Source organism: Zhihengliuella salsuginis, from assembly GCF_014651715.1.
GTDB lineage: Bacteria > Actinomycetota > Actinomycetes > Actinomycetales > Micrococcaceae > Zhihengliuella > Zhihengliuella salsuginis.
In genome coordinates, this window is sequence record NZ_BMXK01000008.1 from 158,404 (window position 1) to 175,521 (window position 17,118).

At 70.0% G+C, this 17,118-nt stretch carries 10 protein-coding genes; 2 read left to right on the forward strand and 8 right to left on the reverse strand.

Features of this window, described 5'->3' with window-relative positions; translation table 11 throughout:
* Window positions 1-16: 16 nt before the first annotated feature.
* The gene (locus tag IE069_RS10590; protein WP_189350304.1) at window positions 17-1,348 is read right to left on the reverse strand and encodes a MinD/ParA family ATP-binding protein; all 1,332 of its coding nucleotides are present in this window, start codon (window positions 1,346-1,348) and stop codon (window positions 17-19) included.
* Between the two features lie 148 nt (window positions 1,349-1,496).
* Window positions 1,497-4,949: a pyruvate carboxylase gene (locus tag IE069_RS10595; RefSeq protein ID WP_189350305.1), complete on the reverse strand. Its 3,453-nt coding sequence runs from the start codon at window positions 4,947-4,949 to the stop codon at window positions 1,497-1,499.
* A gap of 250 nt (window positions 4,950-5,199) precedes the next feature.
* Between IE069_RS10595 and IE069_RS10600 the strand changes: the two genes are divergently transcribed.
* Window positions 5,200-6,030, forward strand: a complete 831-nt coding sequence (locus tag IE069_RS10600) for a ParA family protein (protein WP_189350307.1) — start codon at window positions 5,200-5,202, stop codon at window positions 6,028-6,030.
* Between the two features lie 101 nt (window positions 6,031-6,131).
* On the opposite strand, the gene IE069_RS10605 is transcribed toward IE069_RS10600, so the two are convergent.
* The 6 genes from IE069_RS10605 to pulA form a co-directional block, all read right to left on the reverse strand.
* Entirely contained in the window at window positions 6,132-6,728 is a 597-nt protein-coding gene (locus IE069_RS10605) for a MerR family transcriptional regulator (protein WP_189350309.1), read from the reverse strand.
* A 189-nt stretch (window positions 6,729-6,917) separates the two neighbouring features.
* Complete coding sequence (locus IE069_RS10610) at window positions 6,918-7,406, reverse strand: bifunctional nuclease family protein (protein WP_189350311.1); 489 nt, start codon at window positions 7,404-7,406, stop codon at window positions 6,918-6,920.
* Between the two features lie 75 nt (window positions 7,407-7,481).
* Complete coding sequence (ftsR, locus tag IE069_RS10615; RefSeq protein ID WP_189350313.1) at window positions 7,482-8,228, reverse strand: transcriptional regulator FtsR; 747 nt, start codon at window positions 8,226-8,228, stop codon at window positions 7,482-7,484.
* An 11-nt stretch (window positions 8,229-8,239) separates the two neighbouring features.
* Complete coding sequence (locus IE069_RS10620) at window positions 8,240-8,707, reverse strand: FHA domain-containing protein (RefSeq protein ID WP_189350316.1); 468 nt, start codon at window positions 8,705-8,707, stop codon at window positions 8,240-8,242.
* Window positions 8,708-8,859: 152 nt separating this feature from the next.
* Complete coding sequence (locus IE069_RS10625; protein WP_229791081.1) at window positions 8,860-9,828, reverse strand: alpha/beta hydrolase fold domain-containing protein; 969 nt, start codon at window positions 9,826-9,828, stop codon at window positions 8,860-8,862.
* A gap of 42 nt (window positions 9,829-9,870) precedes the next feature.
* Window positions 9,871-15,699: a pullulanase-type alpha-1,6-glucosidase gene (gene pulA, locus IE069_RS10630; protein WP_189350385.1), complete on the reverse strand. Its 5,829-nt coding sequence runs from the start codon at window positions 15,697-15,699 to the stop codon at window positions 9,871-9,873.
* Window positions 15,700-15,993: 294 nt separating this feature from the next.
* Here pulA and IE069_RS10635 point away from each other — a divergent pair, with 294 nt between their 5' ends.
* Entirely contained in the window at window positions 15,994-17,100 is a 1,107-nt protein-coding gene (locus IE069_RS10635; protein ID WP_229791082.1) for an AI-2E family transporter, read from the forward strand.
* The last annotated feature ends 18 nt before the right edge of the window (window positions 17,101-17,118 follow it).

The following is a 17,118-nucleotide window of genomic DNA, read 5'->3' on the forward strand; positions in this document are numbered from 1 at the left end:
GGCCGCGCGGCACCTCCTACCGGGTGCCGCGCAGCTCGTCCACGACGAGTGAGGCCAGTTCCATGACGGCTTCGCGGGTCGCCGGCCGCAGCCGGTCGAGAGACACCTCGGAGCCCTCCGCCAGGTGGGCGTCGTAGGGCAGGCGCACCACCGAATCGACCCGGCTCGAGAAGTGCGCTTCGATCTCGTCGACGTTCACGCCGCGGGCCAGCCCGGCGGACTGGTTGATCACGACGATGGCGTTTCGGGCCAGATCCTGGCGCCCGTGGGCCTCGAGCCACGACAGCGTCTCGGACGCCAACCGTGCCTCGTCGACGCTCGCACCCGAGACCAGGACGACGACGTCCGACTTCTCCAGCGACCCCTGCATCACCGAGTGAACCATGCCCGTGCCCGAATCCGTGAGCACGATCGAGTAGAACTTGCCCATCAGGTCCGTGACGGCACGGTAGTCCGCGTCGTCGAACGCTTCGGCCACGTGCGGATCGGTGTCCGAGGCGAGCACGTGCAGGCGCGAACCCTGCCGAGAGGCGTACTGCGAGATCTTGGCGAATGAATCCACGAGGTACCGGTTCTGCACCAGCTGCCGCGCCGTGTACCGCGTCTGCCCCGGGGAACGGTCGCTCAGCGTGCCCCGGTCCGGGTTCGCGTCGAGGGCGGCGACCCGGTCCTCACGAACCTCGGCCAGGGCCATTCCCAACAGCGTGGTCGCCGTCGTCTTGCCGACGCCTCCTTTCCGGGAGAGCACGGTGACATACCGGGTGCCGCCGGTCAGCGGGGTCTTGATGGAGTTCTCACGGAGGCGCCGCAGCCGCACCGCGTCCGAGTCCCCCACGTTCACCCGTCCGAGGGTCGCCCGGTAGAGCCAGCGCCGCCACCCGGCGACGGGGGCTCGGTCGCGCGCATCGAGCAGGCGGTCGGCCGTCAGGGACGCCGCGGTCTCCGGCTCCCGGTCGCGTGCGGCATCCGGTTCCGGCGGCGCCTCCGCGGAGGGCCGGTCGTCCTCGGGGGCTGCCGATGCCTCGTGCGCCGGGTACTGCGTCGCGTCGCCGGAGCGGATCTCGTCCGGTGTGCGGAAGTTCATGTCGTCCGTCAACGCGCGGTCCAGCGCGTCCCGGCCCGCCGGGTCCCGGTCGCCCGGGGCGCCATCCGCTGTTCCGGGTCCTTCCACGGGCCCGTCCGTCCCGGTCGGCACTGTCGCCGCGTCTGCGGGCGCGACCTCGTCGGCCGCCTCATCCTGCGCGGGTGCCGGCTCTGCTGCCCGCGTCCCGGACGAATCGGCGACGTCGTCCGCCTTCGGCTCCTCCGGCTGTTCGTCGGGACGCTGATTCTGCGACTTCTGGCTCATGTCGCCCTCTCACTCATGGGTCGTCGCCCTGTCGGCCACACACTCAGCACACACCCTAACCCACAGACGGGAGCGCCCGCCGGGCCGGCACCGTGGTGGTGCCGGCCCGGCGGGCGCCCGGGCGTGATCTCCCCTGCGCCCGGTCGGATCAGGCCGGATCGATGACGAGCAGCAGGTCGCCGCCGTCGACCTGGGCGGTCCCGCTGATGGCGACGCGGGAGACCTTGCCGCCCACCGTCGTCGTGATGGCCGCCTCCATCTTCATGGCCTCGATGGTCGCCACCGTGTCCCCGGCCTCGACGACGTCGCCGGCGGCGACCGCCGCCGTGACCGCGCCGGCGAAGGGAGCCGGCACGTGGCCGGAGTTGCCCGTGTCCGCCTTCTCCGCGGCCTTGACCGTGGATTCCACGGAGCGGTCGCGGACGACGATCTGGCGCATCTGGCCGTTCAGCGTGCACATCACCGTGCGCATGCCCTTCTCGTCGGGTTCGCTGATCGCCTGCAGCGTGGCGAGCAGGCGGACGCCCTTGCCGAGCGAGATCACGTGCTCGGCCCCCGGCTTGAGGCCGTATAGGTAGTCGCGCGTGCCGAGCACGGACACATTGCCGTACGAGGCGATAGTGGCCTCGAAGTCGCGCGTCGGGCCCGGGAACAGCAGCCGGTTCAGGGTCGACCGGCGGGTCGCCGAATCCGCGTCGAGCCCCGCCTGCTCCTCCTCCGACAAGGACTCCACGCGGGTCTTGACCGTGCGGCCCTCGAGCGCCTTGGAACGGAAGGGCTCGGGCCAGCCACCGGGCGGGTCGCCCAGCTCGCCGGAGAGGAACTGGATGACCGATTCCGGGATGTCGAACGCGTTGGGGTTCGCCTCGAACTCCGCCGGATCGACGCCCATGCCGACGAGCTGCAGGGCCAGGTCGCCGACGACCTTCGACGACGGGGTCACCTTGACGAGGCGGCCGAGCATCGCGTTGGCCGCCGTGTACATGTCTTCGATGGCCTCGAAACGCTCGCCGAGCCCCAGGGCGATGGCCTGCTGGCGCAGGTTGGACAGCTGTCCGCCCGGGATCTCGTGCCGGTAGACCCGGCCTGTCGGCCCGGAGAGACCCGACTCGAACGGCGCGTACATGGTGCGCACGGCCTCCCAGTACGGCTCCATGCCGGCGGCGGCCTCCAAGTCGATCCCGGTGTCGCGCTCGGTGTGGGCCAGAGCGGCGACGGTCGCCGACATCGCCGGCTGGCTCGTGGTGCCGGCCATGGACGCGACCGCGACGTCGACCGCGTCGACGCCCGCCTCGACTGCGGCCATGATGGTGGCCAGCTGGCCTCCCGCGGTGTCGTGCGTGTGCAGGTGCACCGGCACGTCGAATCGTTCGCGCAGAGCACGGACGAGTTTCGCGGCCGCGGCCGGGCGCAGCAGGCCCGCCATGTCCTTGATGGCCAGGATGTGCGCACCGGCGTCGACGATCCGGCCGGCGAGCTCGAGGTAGTACTCCAGCGTGTAGAGATCCTCGGCCGGGTCCAGCAGGTTGCCCGTGTAGCACAGGGCCACCTCGGCGACGGCCGTCCCAGTCTTGCGCACGGCCTCGATGGCCGGGGCCATCTGCGAGACGTCGTTCAGTGCGTCGAAGATGCGGAAGATGTCGATGCCCGTCGCGGCGGCCTCCGCGACGAACGCGTCCGTCACCTCGGTCGGGTACGGCGTGTAGCCGACCGTGTTCCGCCCGCGCAGCAGCATCTGCAGCGGGATGTTCGGCAGCTCGGCCCGCAGCAGTTCGAGCCGCTTCCACGGGTCCTCGCCGAGGAAGCGCAGGGAGACGTCGTAGGTCGCCCCGCCCCAGACCTCCATGGAGAACAGCTGCGGCAGGGTGTGCGCCATGGCCGGGGCCGCGGCAAGGAGGTCCCGGGTCCGGACGCGCGTTGCCAGGAGCGACTGGTGCGCGTCCCGGAAGGTGGTGTCGGTGATGCCGACGGCCGTACGCGAGCGCAGTTCGGCGGCGAAGCCCTCCGGGCCCTTCTCGAGCAGCACCTGCCGCCAGCCGTCCGGCGGCGTCACGCCGGGGGCCGGCCCGTCGAACGGGCTGCGCTCGGGCTGTTCCGACTTGTCCCCCGGGTAGTAGGGCAGCTTCGCCCGCGGGTCGATCCCGTCGACGCGTTCGCCGTTGGGCTTGTTCACGGTCGTGTCGGCCAGGTACGTGAGTGCCTTCGTGCCGCGGTCCTGGCTCCGGTTGCCGACCAGGAGGTCCGGTCGCGAATCGATGAAGTCGGTGGCGACGTCGCCCGCGATGAACTGCGGATCGTCCAGTACGTTCATGAGGAAGGGGATGTTCGTGGCCACGCCGCGGATGCGGAACTCGGCCAGGGCGCGCCGGGCACGGCGCACGGCCATCTCGTAGTCCCGGCCGCGGCAGGTGAGCTTCACCAGCATCGAGTCGAAGTGCGGGGACACCTCGGCGCCGGTGTAGATCGTGCCGCCGTCGAGCCTGACCCCCGACCCGCCCGCCGACCGGTAGACGCTGATCGTGCCGACGTCGGGGCGGAAACCGTTGGACGGGTCCTCGGTGGTGATCCGGCACTGCATCGCCGCGCCGCGGATCGCCAGCTCCTCCTGGCGGATCTCCAGCTGCTCCAGGGTCTCCCCCGCCGCGATCCGCATCTGGGCCGAGACCAGGTCGACGTCGGTGATCTCCTCGGTGACCGTGTGCTCGACCTGGATGCGCGGGTTCATTTCGATGAACACGTGCTCGCCGGCCCGGTCGCCGACCGTGTCGACGAGGAACTCGACCGTGCCCGCGTTCTGGTAGTTCAGGGCCTTCGCGAACTTCACGGCGTCCGCGTACAGGGCCTGACGGATGTCCTCGTCCAGGTTGGGGGCAGGGGCCATCTCGATGACCTTCTGGTGCCGGCGCTGGAGCGAGCAGTCACGCTCGAAGAGGTGGACGACGTTGCCCTCGCCGTCGGCCAGGATCTGCACCTCGATGTGGCGCGGGCGCAGCACGGCCTGCTCGAGGAACACGGTCGAATCGCCGAAGGCGGTTCCCGCCTCACGCATCGCCGCGCCGAGGAGCTCCGCCAGGTCCTCGCGCTTGTCCACGCGGCGCATGCCGCGACCGCCGCCTCCGGCGACCGCCTTGACGAAGATCGGGAATCCGATCCGGTCGGCCTCGGCGAACAGGTAGTCCTCGTCGTTGCTCGGCTCAGAGGACTCCAGCACTGGGATGCCCGCACTGCGAGCCGCGCGCAGGGCCTCGACCTTGTTGCCGGCCAGTTCCAGGACCTCGGGCGGCGGGCCCACGAACGTGATCCCGGCGTCGCGTGCGGCGCGAGCCAGATCCGGGTTCTCGGACATGAATCCGTACCCCGGGTAGATGGCATCCACACCCGACTCGGTCGCCACGCGGATGACTTCGTCGACGTCGAGGTAGGCCCGGACCGGGTGCCCCTCCTCGCCGATCTGGTAAGCCTCGTCCGCCTTCTGGCGGTGGATCGAACCGCGATCCTCGTACGGGTAGACGGCGACGGTCTTCGCGCCCAGCTCGTAGCCGGCACGGAAGGCCCGGATCGCGATCTCGCCGCGGTTGGCGACCAATACCTTCTTGAACATAATGCTCCTGATTCCATCGGGGCAAGACACGAGAGCGCCGGGGTCGGCGACGCACCTCGGCCTCAGACACATCATCGTGTCTGACAACTTCGACAAGGCTACCGTGACGCATCGCACCTGCCACAATTGTTGTCTCCCGAAGTCTCCGCCCGCGCCTCAGGGTGGCGTTGGGGTCTGCCGGGCAAAGCCCCGTATGATTGACCGGGTAGGTTGCGGACATCAAGACACAGAAGGGGAAGTGGTCGGTTCCGTGCAGGTTGTGAGCATCAGCAGTCTCAAGGGCGGAGTCGGGAAAACGTCCGTAACATTGGGTCTGGCGTCCGCGGCGCTGGCCGCCGGCATTCCCACTCTCATCGTTGATCTGGACCCCCATGCGGACGCCAGCACCGGCCTCGGCGTCGCCCTCTCCGGACCCCAGCAGGAAGTCGGCCGCCAGATCAAGGCGGGCCGCCGCGGAGACCTCCAGGCCAACGCGGCCGTGAGCCCGTGGACGCAGCGGGACAAATCGGCCCAGGGGCCGGTCCTCGACGTCGCGGTCGGCGGTTCGTTCGGCACGGTCTACGATCGTCCGGATCTGCGTCCGCGCGACCTCCGGCGCCTCAAGACGCTGCTCGAGAAGACTACGAAGTACCAGCTGGTCCTCATCGACTGCCCACCCTCGCTCAACGGGCTGACCCGGATGGCCTGGACGGCCAGCAATCAGGCCGTTCTGGTCGCCGAGCCGAGTCTCTTCTCCGTTGCGGGAACCGAGCGCACGATGCGCGCCCTCGAGATGTTCCGCAACGAGTTCAACACCAGCCTGAACACGACCAGCGTCGTGGCCAACCGGTTCCGCGACTCGTCGACCGAGCAGCGCTTCCGGCTCTCCGAGATGCGCCGCATGTTCGGTGCACAACTACTGAACCCGGTCCTGCCGGAGCAGCCCGACTGGCAGCAGATCCAGGGCGCCGCGTACTCCGTGCACCAGTGGCCGGGCGAATCCGCGCGGAGCACGGCCCGTCATTTCGACCAGCTCGTCCAGAGCCTGACCGGGACTTCCGGCGCGGCCAAGCGCCCGCGGGTCCGCGCAGCCGCTCCCTAGCCCCGTGGCACGGTGCCGCCGCGCGGCACCCGGCGGACCTTAAACATTCGACGCCGGCACCCACCCGGGTGCCGGCGTCGTCGTTTCGTGGCGTGCGCTCTCTAGCTGGCGGTGCGCTTCTTGGCGGCGCGACGGCGGCTGAGCTCGTCTTCGGGGTACTCGTGCTCCTCCGCGGCATGCTCGCTGGGCAGTTCCGACAGGCTGCCCTCGACCTCGCGCCAGACGCGGCCGACGGCGATCCCGAAGACGCCCTGACCGCCCTGGACGAGGTCGATGACCTCGTCGGCGGAGGTGCACTCGTAGACGGAGGCGCCGTCGGACATCAGGGTGATCTGCGCCAGGTCCTCGACGCCGCGTTCGCGCAGGTGTCCGACGGCGGTGCGGATCTGCTGCAGGGAGACGCCCGTGTCGAGCAGGCGCTTGACCACCTTGAGCACGAGAATGTCGCGGAAACTGTACAGCCGCTGGCTGCCGGAGCCCTGTGCTCCGCGGACAGCGGGTTCGACCAGGCCCGTGCGGGCCCAGTAGTCGAGCTGACGGTACGTGATTCCGGCCGCCTTGCAGACGATCGGCCCGCGGTAGCCCGCGTCCTCGTCGAGAACCGGCAGGTCTTCCGTGAACAGTAGTCCTTGGGCATGGCTGGCTGCCGAAGCAGCCTGGCTGCCCGGCTCGGCGCGGTGATCGCTGGTCGGACTCACGTGAACCCTCCTTGTCGTGGCTCCCCGTGGGGAAGTGCTCGCACGGCACCGGCACAGTGGACGCCTCCATCCATTGTGCCGACGTTTCGCCGCCCGAGGCAATGAGAACCTTAGCTCTGACGCTACGGGGCGAGGGGGGTCCGGTCAATGACCTTCAAGTTTAACTTGAGGGCGTGTCGCGGCCTCCGGCTACTTGTCGAAATCCTCGGGTTCTATGTCGGCCAGGAACTCGCGGAATTCCCGCACCTGCTCCTCGTTCTGGTCGCCTGAGCCGTCTCCCTCGTCACCGGAGATGAGGACGCCCGCCTCCTCGATCACCTGATCGGCGCAGCGCAGAGGCGAGCCCGTGCGGAGGGCGAGTGCGACCGCGTCGGACGCTCTGGAATCCACCTCCGCACCGTTGGAGAGGACGATGCGTGCGTAGAAGACGGCGTCGCGGACGTCCACGATCTTGATCTCCGTGACCTCCTGGCCCGCCGCCTCGACGACCTTGGCCAGCAGGTCGTGGGTCATCGGCCGCGGCGTCGTGATCCCCTGCAGGCTCATGGCGATCGCCGAGGCTTCCGGGGCCCCGATCCAGATGGGGAGGTGCCGTTCGCCCTCGTGTTCCTTCAGGAGGATCAGCGGTTGGTTCGAGGGCAGCTCGATGCGTACCCCCACGACGTCGATGTCCATCATGCGTGCCTCCCTGAAGCGGTCCAGTGGCCGATGTCCCGGCACCGGCCCGGTGCGAGCCGGACCGGTACTACCAGACTAGTGATCCAGCTTCGAAATGGCACCCTGCACGAGAGCGGTGTGCAGCGCCAGGCACGCGTCGCTGATCTCCCGGGCCGTCTCCGCGGCGTGGGCGCGGGACGAGACGGTCTTGCGGGAGCTCACCGGCACGATGGCCCGCTCGACGAGGCCGAGCTCGCGGTCGGCGGCCGTCCGGAACGCGCGCAGGTGCCTCGGCTCGATGCCGAAGCCCGAGAGCTTCACTGCGGAGGCGACGACGCGCGCGCCGTGCTCGTCGAACCGGTCGTCGTCCGCCTCGATCAGTCCGAAGCCCAGCAGCTCCTCGATGAGCTCGTCGCTGGCGCCACTGCTGCCGATGAGCTCGGAGCGCGTCAGGTCGCGTGTGTGGCCCGAGAGCTCCTGGGCCAGCTGCTCGCTGACGCTGCGCGGCGCCAGCTTGAGGCCGCCGGGCAGCTGCTCCGGCCGCTCGCCCCGGTCGACGGCGTCGAGGTAGTCCTTGATGACCTTCAGCGGGAGGTACTGGTCCCGCTGGAGGGCCAGGATGAAGCGGAGCCGGTCGATGTCGCCGGGGCTGTACTTGCGATAGCCGGCGGCCGTGCGCTGCGGGGTGATGAGCCCCTTCTCCTCCAGGAAGCGAATCTTGGAGGCGGTGATCTGCGGGAAATCGTCCGATAGTTCGGAGAGCACTTCGCCGATGTTGAGCACCTGCGGGCGCACCGCCTCACCGGCGGCGGTCTGCCGGCGTGCGTTTGCGGATGAAACCAACGTGGAAAGTCCTAAAGTCCCTGGGAAGCCTGAGTGCCTGCGTAGAAGGTGAGCCGGAACTTGCCGATCCGCACCTCCGCACCGGTTCGCAGCGCTACGGCGTCGACCCGGTCGTGGTTGACGTAGGTGCCGTTGAGGCTTCCCGCGTCGGCAACGTCGAAACCCGCTTCCGTGCGGCGGAACTCGGCGTGGCGTCGTGAGACCGTGACGTCGTCGAGGAAGATGTCTGCCTCCGGGTGGCGACCGGCGGTCGTCACCTCCTCGTCGAGCAGGAAGCGGGCGCCCCGGTTCGGTCCCTCGTGCGCGATGAGCAGCGCAGATCCGCTGGGGAGCGCTGCGACAGCATCACGCTCTTCCGCCGACAGGGTGTGATCGATCGCAGGAGCCTCCGGCGACGGCGGCAGGCTGATGTTCGTCGTTTGCGCCGCCCGCTCGGCTGGCGTCTGTGTCGGCTCTCCCAGACCCTCTTGAGCACCCATGGCGTCTCCTCCTCAATCACACTGTAAAACCTCAGTTCAACGCCGCAACACTGCTCCGCGCCAACTGTCAGGTTTGGTCCCTCCAGACTAACCCAAGTTAATCATGTCGTTATCACTTGATGCACGCCCGAATGTGGGAGACCGGGTGAAATTCACAGCTGGCGGTCATCTGCGCGGGCCCCGGCACCCGGCCCTCCTCCCCCGGCTGAGCGGTCGGCCAGCCACCCCCCGATCCAGTCCGCCCCCGCGCCGAATGCCGTCTCCGCCGGATGGTTCATGAATCCGTGCGACGCCCCGGCCTGCACACGGTACGCGGTGGCGACCCCGGCCGCCCGCAGTTCGCCGACGAAGGCCGCCCCGGAGGCACGGAGGGAGTCGTGCTCGGCGTCGAGCACGAGCGTCGGGGGAAACCCCGTCACGTCGTGTCCGCCTGGGAAGGCGTAGGCCTCGTCCAGAGCGTCGTCGCGGCCGGCGTAGTTCCTGTTCATCGCGTGCACCCGCGCCGGCGTGAACTGGCCCTCGGCCCAGGGGCCGAGCAGCGCTGCGGCGAGCTCGTCGCCGAGCGGCGGCAGCTGAGCGTGCAGCGTCGGGTAGACGAGCGCGAGGGCGCTCGGCCCGGGGCCGGAGCCCCGCGACATCGACCACGTCGCGGCCGCTGCGAGACACGCACCGGCGCTGGCTCCGCCCAGAGCGGTCGCGCGGCCGAGCTCGGCGCGCACGTGCCGGTAGGCGTCCACGACGTCGTCGACGGGCACCGGGTAGCGGACTCCCCCGTCACCGCCGGCGTCGGGACCGTCCCAGGCGGGCACGAGACGGTAGTCGAGTGCCACGACGTCGATTCCGTGCGCTGCGAGCGCGGCCGCCACCGCGTGCGACTCGAACTGGTCGAGCCCGCCGCGGCAGAAGGCGCCCCCGTGCGCCCACACGAGGGCGTGCCCGGCCCCGCCGAACTCGCTGCCCGCGGGGCAGTACCGCCGGACGGGGATGTCTCCGTGGCGACCCGGCACGACGTCGTCGCGCACGGCGACGCGTCCGGCCAGGCGGGCGACGACGTCGTCCTCGGTAGTGCTTTCAGCGGCTGTCGCCCCGGTCATATCCCACTCCTGATCTTCGGGTCCCATCGCCACCAATGTACGTCAGGCGCGCCCCGCGGCCGGGGCGGGTCAGCCCTGCCCCTCGACGAGGACCGCCGCGGTGCGCGCCGGGATCGTCACGGACCCGGTCCCCGCGTCCCACGCGGTCTCCTTGACGACGCCGTCCGCTCCGTCGGCCTGGGCGGTCGCCAGGACGTAGTCCCTGCCGGCGAGCGCGTCGACGGTCTGCGTCGACTCCCGCGGCGAGGCGTTGAAGACCACGAGCGCTCCGTCGAGATCCGGGTCGACGTCGTCGCCGGCGAGGTCGTCGATGTGCATGACGATCACCCCCGGCGTCGCCTCCGGGCCGCTCAGCGGGAACGCGACCTTCTCGCGGATGAGCTCGGCGGAACCGAGGCGGAGCAGCGCCACGTCCCGGCGCACCGTCAGCAGGTCGAGTGCGGCGGCCTCGGCGTCGGCCATGGCCTCGGCGTCCGGCTTGAGCGCCGGGTCCTCGAGGAGCGGGGCCATGAGCCCCCACTTGTCCGCGTTGTCCGGCGCCGGCGGCAGGCCGGAGCCGAAGGTGTTCTCCCGGCCCGTCCAGTCGATGCGGTTGAACCAGTCGCCGGAGTCGTAGCTGTTGCGGTCCAGGGACTTGGAGCGCAGCAGCTCGGTGCCGGCGTGCCAGAACGGCACACCCTGGGAGAACATCACAGTCGCCTGCGAGAGCGTGTTCATGCGCACGCGGTCCGCCATGCTGGTGTCCCGCGGGAGTTTGAGAGCCGTCAGGTCGTAGAGGGTCTCGTTGTCGTGGGCGTCCACGTAGTTCACGACCTCGCCCGGCTGGGACGCGTAACCGGCGGGGGAACCGCGGTAGTCCAGGTCTTCCCCACTCCTGATCTCGCCGTCGGAGGCGCGGAGTTCGAAGTCGCGCAGGTTCCCGGCCAGGCCGAGCCGGACCAGGTCGGACTGGTGCGCGAGGTCGGCGAGCGCCTCCTCGGTGGTGCCGTTGACCGGGTTCCCGTTCGGGTCCGTGCCGAGGCCGGTGCCGAAGCCCTGCTTGAGGGTCGACGACGAGTCGACGGGGCTGCCGCCGTGCACGGCGTCGCGCAGCCGGTCGTTGAAGGTGCCGATCCCGGTGCCGTCGAGCTGGCCCTGCGCAGCCTGGTGGAAGAGCGCATTGTCCGCGACCTCGCCGAAGTTCCAGCCTTCGCCGTAGAAGTAGATCGCCGATCCTTCGACGCCGTCGGCGTCGAGGGTGAGCTCATCGAGTGCGGCGCGCACGGCCTCCATGTTGGCCCGGGAGTGGTGTCCCATCAGATCGAACCGGAAGCCGTCGACCTTGTACGCCCGCGCCCAGTGGACGACGGCGTCGACCATGAGCTTCTCGGCCGCGGCGTGCTCGGTGGCGATGTTCTGGCAGCACGTGGAGGTCTCGACCTCGCCGGCCGCGTCGAGCCGGTGGTAGTAGCCGGGAACGATCTTGTCCAGCACGCTCCGCTCCGCCTGCCCGGAGGCGGCGGTGTGGTTGAAGACCTGGTCCAGCACGACCTCAAGTCCCATGCCGTGCAGCGCACCCACCATGGTCCGGAACTCCTCGACCCGGCTCGCCCCGTCCGGTTCCACCGCGTAGGAGCCCTCGGGGGCCATGAAGTGGTACGGATCGTAGCCCCAGTTGAAACCGTCCCCGGCGGCCGCAGCGGCGATGCAGGCCTGCTGCTCGCTGGAGGCGGGTCCGAAGGTCTCGAGGTCGCAGTCCGGCACGGCCTGGGCGGCGCGGTCCTCCTCGATGGTGGCGATATCGAAGCTTGGCAGCAGGTGGACGGTGGTGATGCCGGCGTCCGCGAGCTGCTTGAGCTGGTCGGTGCCGGCGCTGTCGGCAGCGAAGGCGCCGTAGGTGCCGCGCAGTTCCTCGGCGACGGTCTCGTCGCCAATGGAGAAGTCGCGGATGTGCAGCTCGTAGATCGCCCTGTCCACGTCCTTCTCGATCGGCTCCGCGCGTTCCTTGCGCCACTGCTTGGGCTGGTGGTGCGGGCTTTGCACGCTGACGGCGACGGACCGCTGGGAGTTCAGGGTCAGGGCCACAGAGTACGGGTCGGTGACCAGGTTGGTCTCGATCCGCCCGGTCTCGGGCGCGTAGACGCGCACCTCCCACTGGTACTCGGCATCCGCGAGGCGCGGGTGGCCGGGGACGGTCCAGGTGCCGCTGGCGGGATCGAGCTCGGCCTCGTGCCGGGTCGGGTCGACCCCGGCGGAGTCGTCGCCCTCGCTGGTGCCGGCCGGCCAGGTGAGAAGGGTGGCGGTCTGGGCGGTCGGCGCCCAGAGCCGGAACGTCGGCTTCTTGCCGGTGAACGTGGCGCCGAGTTCGACGTCGGCGAGCGCCTCCGCGTAGAGGTCGTCCACCGCGCCCGGGATCTGGACCCCGGTGAAGGCGGTCAGGGTCGGCTGCGCCGCGGCGTCACCCGCAGCCTCCTCGGTGGTGGCGTAGCGCGCCAGGGCGAGCTGGCCGCGCAGGAGGGTGGCGGCGTCGTCCGTCTCGAGACGGAGGGCCAGGGCGTCGGCGAGGTGCGGGAAGCGCTCGCGCTGCTCCTCGGTCAGGCCGCCCTCGACGGGTGCCAGCGGGATGGGGTCGGCCCCGGTGACGGCACCGCCCTCCAGCCGGAGCGCGGCGTCTGCGGAGGCGAGGAGCACGAACGTGTCGCCGCCGCCCAGGTCCGCCGGGACGGCCAGGGTGGACGCGTCGATCCAGTGGGCGCGCTCCTCGCCGACCCCGGCGAGCTCATCGGCGGCGTCGTCCCCGGAGGAGATCTGCAGCATGTGGGTCTCCAGCGTGTAGGCGAACGTCACGGGCGTGCCCTCGGCGGCGGTGAAGGTGTGGTTCGCACCGTCACGCGCGCCGTCCACCCCGTAGTTCTCCGCCCAGGAGAGCCCATGGGCAACCTTCGCCTCATAGGAGCCGGCGGGCAACCCCTTCGCGGTGAACTCGTAGACGCCGTCGCGGTCGCCGTCTGCCATCAGGGTCCCGAGGCAGTCCGGCGCCCAGTCGGCCGGGCAGCCGAGCTCGTCCTGCAGGCTGCCGGACAGGGTGACGATCGGCCCCTCTGCGTCCGACTGCGCGATGCTGGTGCGCGGGTCGAAGTAGAAGGTGACCGGGCCCCCGCTGTGCGAGTAGGCGATGTTCGCCCCGCCGGGGGCGCCGTCGGCGCCGTAGTTGGTCTCCCAGGAGCCGTTGACGGCGACCTTGTACTCGTAGTCGCCGGCGGGCAGGTCGAACGTGCCGGCGTAGACGCCGCCGGGCTGCTCGGTCAGGGCGGCGTCCTGGCAGGCGGGGTCCCAGTCGCCGGCGCAGCCCATCGCCGCGTTGTGGCTGCCCGGGACGGTGACCAGGTCGATCTCGGGGGCGGGCGTCTCCGGCACGGTGCCGGAGACGCTGTTCCCGACGGAGGCGTAGGTGGAGGCGGCGTACCGCTCCCCCGCCGCGTTGACGGCGACGGCCCGGTACTCCAGGAGCGTGCCGTCGGCGAGCGCGCTGGTGTCCTGGAAGACACGCGGGGTGGTGTCCTCGGCGGTACCCAGCGGCGCCCACTCGGTGGAGCCGGCCACGCGCCAGGCGAAGCTGGTCTCTGCCCAGCCCTCTCCTGCGGCCTCGGCGGACTCCTCGGCACCGTCCAGATCGACGGCGACCGGGGTCATCCCTTCGACGCCGGCCCCGGCGGCGGGGACGCCGACCTCGGGGGCAAGGGCCTGCGCGGTCACGGCGGCGTCCGCTTTGAGGACGACGGCGCCGAGGGCCGGGACGGTGACCGTCGCCTTCCCTGCGGCGTCGGAGGCGACGGTGGTGTCGGTGCCGTGGAGCGGAGCGTAGGAGGCGTCGCGGGTGAGGGTGGTCAGCTCGACGCTGCGCTCCTCGGTGCTGTTGTTCACGGCGACCAGGTACTCGGTCTTCTCGGTCCGGTCCACGCGGGCGAACGCGTAGACTCCGGGACCGTCGTCGGCGTGCAGCTCGATCTGTGCGCCCGAGGACAGGGCCGGGTGCACCTCGCGGAGGGCGGAGAGCTCGGCGATGTGCCGGTAGAGGGGCGCGTCGGCGTCGTACCGGTCCACGGAGCCGGCGGTCTCGCCGGTGACCAGGGGCTGGTCGGCGTACTCGGCCACCTCGGTGGCGAAGAGCGACTGCCGCGCGTCCTTGTCCCCGCCGGCGCCGGCGAAGCCCTGCTCGTCGCCGTAGTAGACGACCGGCTGGCCGCGGGTGAGGAACATCAGCTCGTGGGCCAGTTCGTCGCGCTCGAGCGTGTTCTCCCGGTTCTGCAGGAAATGCCCGATGCGGCCCATGTCGTGGTTGCCCAGGAACGTCGGCAGCGCGGCCGCGGACGTCGTCGGGGTCGTGTAGTAGTCGTCGCCGGAGTAGAGGTTGGCCAGCGTCCGAGCGGAGTTCCCGCCCGCGAAGCCGGCTGCGGCGGACTGGAAGGTGAAATCGAGGACGGAGTTCATTTCGGAGTCCCGGACGTACGGGGAGAGCTTCTCCGGATCGGCGTCGTAGACCTCGCCGAACATGAAGAAGTCGTCGTTCCCGGCGGCGTGCGCGTGGTCGAGCAGCTGCGAGCTGAACTCCTCCCAGAACTCGAAGTTCACATGCTTGGCGGTGTCGATCCGGAAGCCGTCGATCCCGAGGTCCACCCATTCGTTGTAGACGTCGACGAACCCGTTCACCACATCCGGGTGCTCCGTCATCAGGTCGTCCAGTCCGACGAAGTCGCCGTGCGTGACGGACTCCCCCTCCCAGGTCGAGTCGCCGCGGTTGTGGTAAAGCGTCGGGTCGTTGAGCCACTCGGGGACCTTGACGTCCGCCTCGCGGGCAGCCGGCGTGTACGGGAACGACGTCGCCGCGTCGAGCGCCGGGAACGTCCCGGTTCCCGCGTAGTCCGCCGGGTCGAAGGCGTCGCCGTCGGCGTCGCGGTAGGGACTTGTCGCCTGGTCGACGTAGTCGTAGACCCCTTCCTCGTAGTCGATGACGTCCGCGGTGTGGTTGGTGATGATGTCGAAGTAGACCTTGATGCCGCGCTCGTGCGCGTCTGAGATCAGCGCCTCCAGCTCCCCGTTCGTGCCGAGGTGGGGGTCGATCTGCGTGAAGTCCGTGACCCAGTAGCCGTGGTACCCGGCGCTCGCGTCGGCCCCCGCGCCCTGGACGGGCTTGTTCTTGAAGCTGGGTGTCAGCCAGATCGCACTGGTCCCGAGGCCCTCGATGTAGTCGAGCTTCGAATGCAGCCCGGCGATGTCGCCGCCGTGGAAGAACCCCTTGTCGGCGGGGTCGTACCCCGTCTCCAGCCGGTCCCCCTCGAGCCCGCCCGTGTCGTTGGACGGATCGGCGTTGGCGAAGCGGTCGGTCATGACGAAGTAGAACTGCTCGTCGCTGCCGGGCTGGCGGGCCGGCTCGGCGACGAGTTCGGCGTCCGCCTCGGCGTAGTCCCCGCGGAGATCCAGCGGGACCAGCGACACTCGGTGGCTGGCGTCGTCGTACGTGAAGCGCAGGGTCGTCTCGCCCGCGATGGTGAGCGGGATGTCCTCCTCGCCGCCGTCGAGGCCGTACGCCTCGTCCCAGGAGCCGTCCAGGGCGATCTTGTACTCGTACGTGCCGGCCGGCAGCGTCAGGTCGGCGCTGTACACGCCGGGCTCGGCGGTGGCGGCCAGCCGCGTGGCCTCGCAGGCGGCCTGCCAGTCCTCGGCGCACCCGAGCTCGTCCTGCAGGGTCCCGGCGAGCGTCACCACGCGCTCCTCCGCCCCGGCGGGGGCGACGGCCCCGGCGGCGATCCCGCTCAGGACGACGGCGGGCGCGAGCGCGAGCGCCCACCGCCGGCGGGCCGTGGTCCCCCGCGGGGACGGCGTGGGCTTGCCGGGCGTGCTGGGTGGACTGCTGGAAATCCTCAAACCGATGCTCCGATGATCTTCAGGTGCGGCGCGCGCCGGGCCTCCGGGGCGCAAGTGACCCGCACCACACTAATCAGGCGCCGCGTCCACGGCAAGCGTTTCCACAATTTACATTCTTTGGGTACACAATCATGGAAATAGATGGTCAATCATCATGAAAACGTTTGCAAAATCGGGCATCGAATGCCTCAAGCAGCCGCGATCGTGGAAACACCCCCGAACCCGGCCTCCGATCCCACTGCGCCGCGGCGCCTGTTTCTGCCGGTGGCGGCATCTAGAGTGACAGTCATGAGCGCCACCGAGCCCACGCCGACCGAGTCCGTCGAGCCCCCGGCGGAGCGCACCTCCTGGGCGCTCATCCGCCACCCCTTCGCGACCGGCTTCTTCCTCACCGTGGGCGGACTGACCGCCCTGGCCCTGGGACTTGCGATCACGAACCTCTCGACGGTGCTCGTCTACATCGCCTTCGCGCTCTTCATCGCGCTCGGGCTCGATCCGCTCGTCCGCCGGATTTCGCGCAGCAGACTCTCGCGGGCGTGGAGCATCGTCGTCGTCTGCGGCGGATTCGTCACGGCGCTCGCCGGCGTCCTCCTCCTGATCATCCCCACGGTGGTCGGGCAGGTGTCCCAGTTCGTGCGCTCGCTCCCCGCACTCATCTCCGACTTCCAGGCATCCGATCTCTACCTCTGGCTCGAGGACACATTCGGCGACCGGGTCGGCTCGATGCTCGCCGACGCCCAGACGTTCCTGACCGATCCATCCAACATCGCGGCCATCGGCGGCGGCGTCCTGCAGGTCGGCACCACGGTGGCCACCACCCTGTCGGGAGTCGTGATCGTCATGGTTCTGGGCCTCTACTTCCTCGCCTCACTGCCGACCATGAAGAAATCCCTGATCCGGCTCGCACCAGCGCGCAACCGCGTCGCGGTACGGCGGATCACGGAGGAGATCACCGCGTCGGTCGGCAGCTACCTCGCGGGCATGGTGGTGCTCGCCTTCATCAACGCCGTCTTCGTCTTCCTGCTGCACCTGGTGCTCGGACTCCCGTTCCCGCAGCTCATGGCCGTGACCGCGTTCTGCATCACGCTGATCCCGCTCATCGGCTCGGTCGTGTTCTGGGTGCTCGGCACGTTCCTCGCCCTCTTCACGAGCCCCGCGGACGCGCTCGCCTTCGGCATCGCGTACCTCGTCTACATGCAGCTCGAGGCCTACCTGCTGACACCCCGCGTCATGAACCGCACCATCGCGGTACCCGGGTCGCTCGTGGTGATCGGCGCACTGGTCGGCGGCACCCTGCTCGGGCTGCTCGGCGCGCTCGTCGCGATCCCGGTCACGGCCTCGATCCTGCTGATCATCAAGCAGGTGCTCATCCCCCGGCAGGACCGCAAAGCCTGAACCGCACGCCCATCAGGG